Below are 12,705 nucleotides of genomic sequence, written 5' to 3'. Positions count from 1 at the left end.
CTCAATGACTTGGAAGCGGGAAATGCTGCACCCGCGAAGAGAATTATTAGCGGGTAATTTTCAAAGTGCAATTTTGTCGTCGTCACGGAACAAAAGATTTGCGCCGCTGGAAACAATCCCGGCGGACGCGACCGATCCGGTTCTCGATTTTAGCCGTTTTGGAATAAGGTGTTATGCCGTCCCTGCGCCGATGCGGTTTAGGAGACCAGGCCGAGGCGGAAGGCGATGGCGACGGCATGGTGCCGGTTGCGGGCGCCGAGCTTTTCCTGGATGCCGTTCATGTACCAGTCGACCGTATGGCTGGAAATGCCGAGAATCCGGCCGATGTCGTGCGAGGTCATGCCCTGCGCAAGCAGGCTCAGCGCCTCCATTTCCCGGCGCGTCAGCTCGACATCGACGATGGCCGAAAAGTGTGCGGCCGCTTCCGGATCGGCGGACTGGATCAGTTTCCAGTAAAGCCGGCGGGCGAGGCTGTCGAAAAGGCCGATCTCGACGCCGTCCAGATCGACCGGCTTGCCGCCGAGACTGAGGCTGCCGATCAGGCCACGCCGGCCATGGACGGGAAAGATGTAGCCGTCTTCCAGCCCGTTCTGGCGCGCATCCACCATCATGCGTTCCATGCGCTTGCGGTGCGGGCTGGCGCGGAACGCGCCGAGCGTGTCGCGCCAGCGAAAGCCCTCCTGCGCATGGCCGAGATAACGCACGGTCGGGTCCACCTGCATATAGCGCTTGCGCAGGTAGGTTTCCGGCCAGCCCTTTGGCCAGCGGCCCGCAAGAAGCAGGCTCGACGGGCTCTCCACCGGCTTCGGCGCCTGGATCAGCCCGTAATAATCGAAGCCGTAGAGTGCCAGGAGACGCTCGAATTCGGCCGTCGTCTCCTCCCGGTCCCGCAACTCGTCCATCAGTGCAAGGAACTGCACCAGCAAGTTGATCTTCATATGCCCCGCGCTTGACTAGCTTTGTTTAACTGACTGATAAAGCTGAACCCGGCCGACAACCGACCCAAAGCGCCCCACTCATATCCCCGCCCGACAAATGGCAGGATCACGAGGCATAAATCAATTGCATTGCATGCATGGCAGACTTGAAATTGCATAATCACGCAAGATTTCAATGCCGTCATGAAATTTGCTTGACGACGAAGAACTTTTGCCGCTTCCGCTGATTAATACGGCAGCGAAGGGACTGAAGGTGCACTCGCTGCACTGCACAAAACGGTATTGCCGGAAAGGCCTCATTTCGTGTCTTTGTTTCAGGTCTACGCTAGGGCCCTCAGCTATCTCGGCACCTACAAGGTGCGTGTCGGGTCCGTGGTTGCCGCCAACATCGTACTTGCGGTGATCACCATTGCCGAACCGATCCTGTTCGGTCGCATCATCGATGCTATTTCCACCAAGGGCGACGTCACGCCCATGCTGCTGATGTGGGCGGGCTTCGGCCTGTTCAACACCATCGCCTATGTGCTCGTCGCCCGCGAGGCGGACCGGCTGGCCCATGGGCGCCGCGCGAGCCTGCTGACGGAAGCCTTCGGCCGCATCATCTCCATGCCGCTCGCCTGGCACAGCCAGCGCGGCACTTCCAATGCGCTGCACACCTTGCTGCGCGCCTGCGAGACGCTGTTCGGCCTCTGGCTCGAATTCATGCGCACGCACCTTGCCACCGCCGTGGCGCTCGTGCTGCTCATCCCGACGGCGTTTGCGATGGATTACCGGCTGTCGCTGGTGCTGGTCGTGCTCGGCGTGCTCTATGTCATCATCGGCAAGGCCGTGATGAACCGCACGCGCGAGGGTCAGGCCTCGGTCGAGAACCACTACCACACCGTCTTCTCGCATGTGTCGGACTCGATCAGCAACGTCTCGGTCGTGCACAGCTACAACCGCATCGAGGCGGAGACGCGCGAGCTGAAGCGCTTCGCCGAGCGGCTGATCAATGCGCAGTTCCCGGTGCTCGACTGGTGGGCGCTGGCGAGTGCGCTCAACCGCATCGCCTCGACCATCTCCATGATGACGATCCTCGTCATCGGCACGGTGCTGGTGCAGCGCGGCGAGATTCGGGTGGGCGACGTCATCGCCTTCATCGGCTTTGCCGGCCTGCTCATCGGCCGTCTCGACCAGATGAAGGCCTTCGCCACGCAGATCTTCGAGGCCCGCGCCAAGCTGGAGGATTTCTTCACGCTGGAAGATGCTGTGAAGGAGCGCGAGGAGCCGGCGGGCGCCGGCGATCTCGGCGAGGTCAAGGGCAAGATCGAATACCGCAATGTCAGCTTCGATTTCGCCAATGCCACGCAGGGCGTGCGCGACGTTTCCTTTACGGTGGAAGCCGGCCAGACCGTCGCCATCGTCGGGCCTACGGGCGCCGGCAAGACGACGCTGGTCAACCTGCTTCAGCGTGTCTATGAACCTCAATCCGGCCAGATCCTCGTCGACGGCGTCGATATCTCGACGGTGACGCGCAAGTCGCTGCGCCGTTCGATCGCCACCGTGTTCCAGGATGCGGGCCTGCTCAACCGGTCGATCTCGGACAATATCCGTCTCGGCCGCGAGGGTGCGACGGACACGGAAATCGTTGCTGCCGCCGAAGCGGCGGCGGCGAACGACTTCATCACCTCGCGCCAGAGCGGCTACGACACGCATGTCGGCGAGCGCGGCAACCGCCTTTCGGGCGGCGAGCGCCAGCGCATCGCCATTGCCCGCGCCATCCTCAAGAACGCGCCGATCCTCGTGCTCGACGAGGCGACCAGCGCGCTCGATGTGGAGACGGAGGCGCGCGTCAAGGCGGCGATCGATTCGCTGCGCCGCAACCGCACGACCTTCATCATCGCGCACCGTCTGTCGACCGTCCGCGAGGCCGACCTCGTCGTGTTCATGGATCACGGCCAGATCGCCGAGATGGGTACGTTCAACGATCTCAGCCACAGCAACGGCCGCTTCGCCGCGCTCCTGAGGGCGAGCGGAATCCTGACGGACGACGACGTGCGCAAGAGCCACACGGCCGCCTGACCGCTCAGCGCTTTCGCGTGTCTCGACTTTTGACCGGCAGGGCCTGAAGGCCCTGCCGTTTTGCGTTCTGGCCGATAACGGCCGCCTGCCAGTCGAGATAGCGGGCATAGGCGAAATGCAGGACGATGCCGAGGAGGGCGTAGAGCGTGCCGAGGAGCGGGTTCTTGCCGGTCACGAACATCAGCACCTGCCCCACCATGGCGAGGATCGTGCCGAAGATGAAGACGGCGAGCGAATGGCGGCCAATCGCCACCAGCGGATGGGAAAGCGGTAGCGCAGCCCAGCTCGACAGGACCGGGATCGTCGCCACCAGATAGGCGCCGGCCAGCACATGCACGAGGCGCGTGGTCGAGAGGAACGTCTTGTCGAAGCCGGTCAGCACCGCCGGAAGGCCGTAGGAGAAGTCGATGTTCCACCAGGACAGCACGACCCACAGCAGCGAGACGGCGAGGTAGGCCGCCGCCAACGCGGTCAGGAAGAGGTTGCGCGGAAAACCTTTCGACCTTGCCCTGAGAACGCCGACGAAGCCGATGACGAAGAGGAACTGCCAGGAGAGCGGATTGAGGAACCAGTAGCCGTCGTCGAGGAAATTCGACGGGGCGATGCGCCAGATGCCGGCGCAGAGCCAAATCGTGCCGGACACCGCCAGAAGCAGGCCCGGGCTCCGGCGGTAGAGCCAGAGGAAGAAGGGCAGCATCAGGAAGAGCACGGCATACATGGACAGGATGTTGTTGTAGCCGAACTGGTGGCCGAGCAGGACCATGCCGACCATGCCCTCGTCCGTGCGGTCGATGACGGCGCGCAGGTTGATCTCCGAGAGAAGGTCCGGCCGGGCGAACCAGAGCGCGCCGCTGGCGAAGATGGCGAAGGTGATGATGCTGGTCATGATGTGCGCGACGTAAAGCGTCAGCGCGCGGCGCAGGATGCGCAGCGTCACGGCGAGCCGTTCGCCGACGGCAAAGCGCGATCCGTAGGCAAGGCCGACGGACATGCCGGAGATCAGCACGAAGGCCTCGGCCGAATCGGAGAAACCGAAGTTCTTGTGCGTCAAGTGCTCCAGGTACTGGCCCGGAACGTGGTTGACGAAGATCGTCAGGAGGGCGAGGGCCCGGAAGACGTCGAGGCGCGTGTCGCGTTCCCGCGGCACGACGCCTACCGGTCCAGGTCTTTCTGTCATGATGCTCTGATCCACGTGGCGTGGATCAGAGCAAATAGCCCTCGTTTGAAGATTTGATGACAGTGCCGTTCACGATCGCCTGCCATCCACCGTCATCGCCGCGGTCGACGCGGACGGACAGTTTCCTGCCGTCGAGGGTCAGCGTCGCGCTGTAGCCGTTCCACGCCGCCGGCAGCACCGGATCGACGAAGAGGCGGCCGCCCTCCCTGCGGATGCCGAGGATGCCCTCGACGGCCGCGCGGTAGAGCCAGCCGGCCGAGCCCGTATACCAGCTCCAGCCGCCGCGTCCCGTGCGCTCGCCTTCGCCATAGACGTCGGCGGCCACCACATAGGGTTCGACGCGGTAGCGCTCGGCAGTGTCCGGATCGAGCGCATGCTTGACGGGATTGAGGAGGTCGAGGCAGGCGAAGGCGTCGTCGCCCCGGCCCTGGCGCGCCAGCGCCATCACGACCCAGGTCGCGGCATGGGTATACTGGCCGCCGTTTTCGCGCACGCCCGGCGGATAGGCCTTGATGTAACCGGGATCCTGCGGGGTCTCGGTGAGCGGCGGGGTGAACAGGCGGATGATGCCGTTCTCCTTGTCGACCAGCTGCGCCATCACCGCGTCCATTGCCTGCCGGGACCGCTCCGCGTCGCCTTCGCCGGAGAGCACGCTCCAGCTCTGCGCGATGGAATCGATCCGGCATTCGGCGCTTGTCGCCGAACCGAGCGGCGTGCCGTCGTCATAGTATCCGCGGCGGTAGTAGCTACCGTCCCAGCCGGCGGTCTCCAGCGCTTCCTTCAGGCGGGCGAGATGGCTTTCCCATCGATCGGCGCGGGCTTGGTCGCCGCGCTCGCGGGCGATGGCGCCAAAGCCGCGCAGGGTGCCGGCGAGGAACCAGCCGAGCCAGACGCTGGTGCCGCGGCCGGCCTCGCCGACGCGGTTCATGCCGTCGTTCCAGTCGCCGCCGAGGATGAGCGGCAGGCCGTTCTCCCCGGTGCGCTGGAGCGCGAGATCGAGCGCGCGGGCGCAATGGTCGTAAAGCGGCGCTTCCTCCGCCGCGCGGCCCGGTTTGAAGAAGGCGTCATGCTGGCCTTCGGCGAGCGGCGGGCCCTCGATGAAGGCAAGCTTCTCGTCGAGCACGCCACGGTCGCCGGTGACGCGGCAATAGTATTCCACCGCATGGGCGAGCCAGACGACGTCGTCGGAGATCATGGTGCGCACGCCGGCGCCGGTGTCCGGCAGCCACCAGTGCTGCACGTCGCCCTCGACGAACTGGCGAGCAGCCGCGTTGAGGATCTGCGAGCGGGCGAGTTCCGGGCGATGCAGGATGAAGGCCAGCGTATCCTGCAACTGGTCGCGGAATCCATAGGCGCCGCTTGCCTGGTAGAAGGCGGTGCGGGCCATGATGCGGCAGCCGAGAGCCTGGTAGGGCAGCCAGTCGTTGAGCATGCGGTCGAGCGCCGGATCGGGCGTCTTGACCTGCAACGTGCCGGTAAAGCTTTCCCAGAAGGCGCGGACGGAGGCCATGACCGCGTCGAAATCGGCGGTGCGGGCCTTGTCGGCGAGCGCGCGGGCGCTGTCCGCATCGGCCGTGTCGCCGAGCACGAAGAGAAGTTCGCGCTTTTCGCCGGGCTTCAGCGCGATATCCACGGCGAGCGCCGCGCAGGGGTCGCCGATACCGTCAGAATTGCCGGGCAGCGGCTGGCCGGAGGCGAGCGCCGCCGGCTGCACGATGTCGCCGGTGCGGCCGATGAAGTCGCGGCGCCGGGCGGTGAAGCCCGAGAGCGGCGCGTCGACGGCGAAGAAGCTGGTTCGGCCGGCGAAATCCAGGCTGTAGGGGTTGGTGGCGAACAGCGCGCCGCTTTCCTCGTCCTGGCTGGTCAGCACGAAGGGCGCGGTCTTGGCGGGATTGTTGCCCAGCACCCATTCGACATAGCCGCAGACGGAGAGGCGGCGTTCGGTCTCGCCGGTGTTCTTCACGACGAGGCGCGAATATTTGACCGGGTCTTCCGGATCGACCGTCTGGACGAGATCGAGCTCGATATCGTCCTCCCAGCTGCGGAAGGCGGTATAGCCGAGGCCGTGCCAGGTCTCGAACTTGACGATCGGCTTGCGCGAGAGAGTGGCGAACGGCGTCATCACCGTGCCGCGCTCGCGGTCCTTCACATAGAAGGCCTCGCCGGGACGGTTGATCACCGGATCGTTGGTCCAGGGTGTCAGCTGGAAATCGCGCGAATTGCGGCTCCAGGTGAAGCCGGCGCCTTCCGCCGAAACGTGGAAGCCGAATTCCCGGTTGGCGATGACGTTGATCCACGGTTGCGGCGTCGCTTCGCCGCCGCGCAGGCGCACGGCATATTCGCGGCGGTCGGCATTGAAGCCGCCGAAACCGTTCCAGAAGGAGAGCCCCTCGCCGTCGATGGCGACCGGCTCGCCGGCCGGAGCCGGGAGCTTCGGCAGCGCTTCCGCCTTCGCTTCCTCCTCGCTGCGCGGCGTGGAAAACAGCGAGGCCGTGCGGGCGACCTGATCGGCAAGCGAGCCGTTGCGTGCGTGGAAGACGGCGCGGGCGGTCGCCAGCAGGGCCTGCCAGGTGGAGACCTCCATGAGGTCGCGGCGAACCGTGAAGACATGCTGGCGCACGCCGTCCGATTGTCCGCGCATGCGCAGGTTTTCGCACATCTGGTCGAGCGTGTGCTGCATGTCCTGCGCATAGGAGGAGGCGCGCTCGTTGAGGATCACGAGGTCGGCCGTCACGCCGCGATGGCGCAGATATTCCTGAGCGCGCAGCGCCTCGCGGGCGACGTCGAGGTCGATCTCGTCGTTGATGCGCAGGACGACGATCGGGAAGTCGCCCGAGATCGCCAGCGGCCAAAGCGCCGACTGGGCGGTAAGGCCGGTCTGGATCGTGCCGGTATCGGCGCGCAGATGCATGTCCGGATAGGTGAGATAGCGGCCGAGCATCTGGAAGCTCGCCGCCTCCTGCGAGGTGACGCCGACATGGCGCATATGCACCTGCGAGCGCGTCCAAGCATGGATCATTTCGTGGTTGAATGCATCCGGGTGGCGGTAGCGGTCTATAGCGGCATCCACCTCGGCGCGGCTCGGCGCGGCGATGGTCCAGAAGATGACCTTGACCTTCTTGCCGGCGGGGACGCGCACCACGCGGCGCAAGGCCAGGATCGGGTCGAGCGTGAAGCCGTCCGTGCCGGAGAGCTGCGCGCCGGCATCGAAGGCCGCGGCAGTCGTCAGCGAGCGGCCGCGGCCGATGAAGCGGCGACGGTCCGTTTCCGCCTCGGTGCGGCGCGAAGGGCCGGCATTGTCGACGATCAGGTGGGCGATCGCCATGTCCGGTTCGTTCGGGTTGCGCTTCTGGCGCTCGGCGCGGATGACGTCGCCGCGCTTGCCGATCTCGGTGCGCACGAACATCTTCGAGAAGAGCGGGTGGGCGCTGTCGGCATCGTCCGTCGAAATCACCGGCTCCATGTAGGAGGTCACTTCGATGAAACGGTCTTCCGTGCCGGTGTTGAGCAGCGTCAGGCGACGCCCCTCCGCATCGTGCTCGGTGGCGACGATGCATTCGACCTCGCTCGTCAGCTTGCCGACGGTCTTGAGGAATTCCGCCTTGTCGTCGCCGAACTGGGTCTTCGTCTCCTCGCCCTCGATGCGCTTCGGCTCGGCGGTGGCGGACCACCACTCGTTCGTCGCGGTATCGCGCAGGAAGATGAAGGAGCCCCAGCGGTCTTCCGTTGGATCGGGCTTCCAGCGCGTGACGGACTGGCCGTTCCAGCGCGAATAGCCGGCGCCGGTCGCCGTGAGCATGACCGAATAGTGGCCGTTCGACAGGAACACGGTCTCGCGTTCCCTTGCGATCGGGTCCTTGAAGTTGCGGATTTCCGGGCGCAGCAGGTCGGCCTGCGTGCTGCCGACGGTTTCCGGCTCGCGCTTGGCGTTGATGACCGGAATGTCGCGCGGCGCCTTTTCCTGCAGCAGCAGCTCGGCGGCCTCGATGACCGGATCGGCATGGAAGCGTTCGCGCAGCGCGCCGTTGAAGACGACGTTGGCGACGGCGGCGATCGACATGCCGTGATGGTGCGCCATGTAGTTCTTCACCACCGCGCAGGTCTTGCCTTCCGGTACGCGCGTCGGCGTGAAGTCCACCGCGTCGTGGAAGCCGTAGACGCCGAGCGCGCCGAGCTTGCGCAGGCGCTCGAGGTTTTCGAGTGCTTCCTTCGGCGCATATTGCGCGGCCAGCAGCGAGGCATAGGGCGCGATGACGGCGTTCTGGCCGAGGCCGCGCTTGAGGCCGAGCGTCGGCACGCCGAAATTGGTGTATTGGTAGGTCAGCTCGTGGTCGCGGGCGTTGAAGGCCGCTTCGGAAATGCCCCAGGGCGTGCCGAGGCGGCGGCCATGGTTCATCTGCTCGACCACCACCAGATTGTTCGTCTGGTTGAGAATGCCGCCCTGGCGCTCTTGCATGACGAGCGGCGGCATCAGGTATTCGAACATCGAGCCCGACCAGGAGACCAGCGCCCCGCGCGAGCCGACCGGCACGACCGGGCGGCCGAGCTTGTACCAGTGCTCGGTGGGAAGGTCGCCCTTGGCGATGGCGAAGAGGCTGGTGAGGCGCGCTTCGGAGGCGAGCAGGTCGTAGCAGGCCTCGTCCAGCTCGTTGCTCTCGACGCGGTAGCCGATCGAGAGCAGGCGGCGTTCCTGGCGGAAGAGGAAGCCGAAATCCATCGAGAAGGCGATGTCGCGCGAGCGGTCGCGCAGCACGATCAGGCGATTGCGCAACTGCTCGATGCTGCCGAGGTCGAACACGCTGTCGGCGATATGCGCCTCGCAGGTGGCGACCAGCGCGCCGGCCCAGCCGGCAAGCTCGCCGCTTTCGGCGGACTTGATCTCGTGGTCGAGATTGACGATCAGCTTGTTGATGTCACGCGCCAGCACCGAGAGGTTGATGACGCGAATGGAGGCGAATTCGTGCTCGCGCTTGACGGCGGCGAGCGCATTGTGGAAGCCCTCGATGCGCTCCTCGATGAGGCGGCGCAGCGGGCGGACCGTCTTGCGGTCGTCGGGAAGCTGCTTCAGCGTCTCCGAGAGGATCGAGGCGACGTCACCGATGCCGTCGAGGCTGCCCTGGAGATGCGCCGAGGGCGCTTCCGCCCATTCCCGGCACATGGAGGAGACCGCGATGAGGTGGCCGGCAAGGTTGCCGCTGTCGACCGCCGAGACATAGCGGGGGCCCAGCGTTTCCAGCGTGTTGGTGCGATACCAGTTGTAGAGATGGCCGCGGTATTTCGGCATGCCGTCGATCGTGGCGATGGTCTGCTCGAGGCGGCGAACCGTCTCCTCGAAGCTGAGCCAGCCGAAGTCGCGCGCGGAGATGACCGACAGCAGGTAGACGCCGATATTGGTCGGCGACGTACGCTCGGCGAGCACCGGCTGGGGCGTCTCCTGGAAATTGTCCGGCGGCAGGAAATGCTGCTCGGCGGTGACGAACTCCTCGAAGTAGCGCCAGGTGCGCCGTGCGATCTTGCGCAGCTCGCCTGCCACGTGGTCGGAGACGACGAGCTGGTCTTCGGTCTCCGCCGTCTGGCTGACATACCAGGCGATGACGGGCGAGAGCGCCCAGACGAGCGCGAAGGGCACGCCGATGAAGGGCAGGCCCGTGTTCGAGACCATGGCGAGCGCGACCGAGACCACGGCCAGCGCCGGCGCCTGCCACATGGACTTGTAGTGCGCCAGGATGCCGCCGCGGGCCGTGCTGTCGGCCTGCGCGGCCGTGCGCCATTCCAGCATCAGCTTGCGGCTGACGAAGGTGCGGTAGATCGACCGCGCTATGGCGTCGCCCATCAGGGCGGCCGAATGGGCGATGAAGGCGATGCGCAGCGCGACCTGGGCATTGGATGCGCGGATATCGGAGAAGACGCGGTGCACATGGGCACGCGCGACGATGTCGCTGCTGCGCGGCATGACGCCCGAGATCAGCGAGAGCGTCGGGGCGACGAAGAGCAGGAAGATCAGCACGAGCTGCCAGACGAGCGCCTGGCGCGGCTCCATGTAGTACCAGCCCATGACGGAGGCGACGAGCCAGGCGATGGGGATGAGGCTGCGGCGCAGGTTGTCGTACATCTTCCAGCGGCCGAGCATGGAAATGCCACTCGTCGGGCTGAAGAGATAGGGCAGGAGCTGCCAGTCGCCGCGCGCCCAGCGATGCTGGCGCGAGGTCTCGACGCCGTAGCGGGTCGGGAAGTCCTCGACCAGCTCGACATCCGTCACCAGCGCGCAATGCGACAGCGAGCCTTCGAGCAGGTCGTGGCTGAGCACCGAGTTCTCCTCGATGCGGCCCTTCACGGCCGCCTCGAAAGCGTCGACATGGTAGAGGCCCTTGCCGGTGAAGGTGCCTTCGCCGGCAAGGTCCTGGTAGACGTCGGAAACGGTGAAGACGTAAGGGTCGACGCCGCGGTCGGCGGAGAAGATGCGCTGGAAGGTGGAGGCTTCCTTGCCCGTCGTCAGCGAGGGCGTGACGCGCGGCTGGAGGATGGAATAGCCGGCGGTGATCTCGCCCGTCGCCTCGTCGATGACGGGGCGGTTGATCGGGTGGTGCATCTTGCCGACGAGCTTGGTCACCGCATCGCGCATCAGGCGCGTGTCGGAATCGAGCGTCATGACGTATTTGACGTCCGCCGGCACGATGTTGGCGCCCGGCAGGAAAGTCGTGTCGCCGTCGCCGCGCAAGAGCAGGTTCAGTTCGTGCAGCTTGCCGCGCTTGCGCTCCCAGCCCATCCACGCGCCTTCCGACGGATTGTAGAGGCGCCGGCGGTGCAGGAGGTAGAAGCGCGTGCGGCCGTCATAGCCGTAGCGGTTGGACAGCGTCGCGATCTCGCGCTTGGCATAGTCGAGCACGTCGAGATCGGCCGGCGATTCCTCCGCCTGGCTGTCGGCCCAGTCGCTGACGAGCGCGAAATAGATCTCGCCGCGCGGATTGGCGAGGTAGTGGACCTCGAGATTGCGCACCAGTTCGTCGACATGGTCGCGCTTGGAGATGAGACAGGGCACGACCACGAGCGTGCGCGCATCGTGCGGAATGCCGTCCTTGAACTCGTAGCCGACGAGACGCGTGGGCGTCACGAAGAAGGTGACGAGCGTGTTGAAGAGCCCGGTCGCGCCTTCCGAAGCGGGCAGCGCGAAGAGGATGAGCATGATCAGCCATGCGCCATCAGGAATATCGAGCTGGTCGAGGAAATAGTAGACCGCGATCATCGCCAGCAGCGTCAGGATGATGTTCGGGCCGGCGATCGCCAGCCAGTCGAGCTTGCGGGTGAGGCGCACGACGCGCTGGACGATCGTCGGGCGGTAGCCGATGCGCTTTTCCAGCAGCTTGCGCTTCTTGCCGACCAGGAAGGCGGCCACATTGGCCTCGTAGTCGAGGTCTTCGACATGCGCGGCGGCATCTTCCGCGGTCATGGCGAGCGCCGTTTCGGTGACTTCCAGCTCGGTCTTGCCGGAGCGCCGGGCGAAGCGTTCGATGGAATTGCGGTATTTGTTGCGCGAGCCGAAATCGAGGTCGCTGTAGTCCGATCCCTGGCGCAGCGCCTCGTCGAGGCGGCTGACGCTTTCGAACCAGACCGGCCATTCCGTATCGTCGATGGTGCGCAGGCTCTTGATGAGCGCGCTCATCGTCACATTGCCGGAGGAAAGCCGGTTGTTCTCGGCGACGATCAGTTCTTCGAGATCGGTGCCGCGGCTTTCGATCTTGCGTTCCAGCCACTGGATCACCGCGCCGGAGGCCTGGAGGCCGTCGCGCAGGCGATAGAGAAGCTGGATCACGAAGGTGTTGTCCTCGGTGAAGCTTTCCATCGAGCGCAGATGCGCGATGCACTTTTCCGGATCGTTGAGGCGGACCAGTTCGTCGGCCACCTCATTGGCCTTGAAGCGCATCTTGCGCGAACGCTCGACGCGGCTGGAAATGCGGCGGAGGTTTTCGAGCAGCACGAAGCGGATGAAGGAAGGCAGCGCCCAGAGCTCGCCGATCTTCAGCGCGTCGAGCTTCTGGAAGCCCTGCACGAAGGCCGTCAGGCTTTCCTCGGTGACGCCGCTGTGGGTATGGGCGACATAGATCCAGGCGAGCGCCAGCGTGCGGGGGATCGGCTGCCCCTCGATCTCCAGGGTCGAGAGCTGGTTGAAGAACCGGCGGGGGAAGTCGCGCCGGACCTCCTGGATCGCCTCTTCGATGACGTAGTAGTTGTCGAGCAGCCATTCGGCCGCCGGCGTGATCTGGGCGCCTGCCTCCACGTCCTTGGCGGTTGCCTGGTAGACGCGGAAGATCTCCTTCTCGTTTTCCTTGTGCCGTGGCCGGAACTCGAACGGCCGGTAGCCCGGCAGGGATGCCGTCTTCTCGCGGGCGAGCGCTTCACCGCACGCGGCCAGCTCCTCCAGCGTCAGATAGGTGGCGCGGATCGAATCGTTATAGTCGATCTGCTTGGCATCGGCGTCGCGCGGAGTATGCGGCGTATTATGAAGGGGCATATTTCTGATTCTGGATCCGG

Annotated in this window: 4 protein-coding genes; 1 reads left to right on the top strand and 3 read right to left on the bottom strand. The window is 65.3% G+C overall.

The features are described 5' to 3' along the window. Positions 1-197: 197 nt before the first annotated feature. On the bottom strand, positions 198-938 hold the full coding sequence (locus Q9316_RS18065; protein WP_306032945.1) for a LuxR family transcriptional regulator: 741 nt from the start codon (positions 936-938) through the stop codon (positions 198-200). 303 nt (positions 939-1,241) lie between these two features. Between Q9316_RS18065 and Q9316_RS18060 the strand changes: the two genes are divergently transcribed. Next, positions 1,242-2,999, top strand: coding sequence for a glucan ABC transporter ATP-binding protein/ permease (locus Q9316_RS18060; RefSeq protein WP_306032944.1), 1,758 nt, complete (start codon positions 1,242-1,244; stop codon positions 2,997-2,999). A gap of 4 nt (positions 3,000-3,003) precedes the next feature. On the opposite strand, the gene Q9316_RS18055 is transcribed toward Q9316_RS18060, so the two are convergent. Further along, positions 3,004-4,176, bottom strand: coding sequence for an OpgC family protein (locus Q9316_RS18055; protein WP_306032943.1), 1,173 nt, complete (start codon positions 4,174-4,176; stop codon positions 3,004-3,006). A 25-nt stretch (positions 4,177-4,201) separates the two neighbouring features. Then, complete coding sequence (locus Q9316_RS18050) at positions 4,202-12,685, bottom strand: GH36-type glycosyl hydrolase domain-containing protein (RefSeq protein ID WP_306032942.1); 8,484 nt, start codon at positions 12,683-12,685, stop codon at positions 4,202-4,204. Positions 12,686-12,705 lie beyond the last annotated feature (20 nt).

Source organism: Shinella zoogloeoides, assembly GCF_030733845.1.
GTDB classification, from domain to species: Bacteria; Pseudomonadota; Alphaproteobacteria; order Rhizobiales; family Rhizobiaceae; genus Shinella; species Shinella zoogloeoides_C.
Note: the sequence above shows the minus strand (reverse complement) of the source record. Positions and strands in the feature narration are given on the sequence as shown.

Excerpts from the sequence above, each read along its gene's own strand:
- Q9316_RS18065 (WP_306032945.1), bottom strand. The coding sequence starts at position 938 with ATGAAGATCAACTTGCTGGTGCAGTTCCTTGCACTGATGGACGAGTTG.
- Q9316_RS18050 (WP_306032942.1), bottom strand. The coding sequence starts at position 12,685 with ATGCCCCTTCATAATACGCCGCATACTCCGCGCGACGCCGATGCCAAG.
- Q9316_RS18055 (WP_306032943.1), bottom strand. The coding sequence starts at position 4,176 with ATGACAGAAAGACCTGGACCGGTAGGCGTCGTGCCGCGGGAACGCGAC.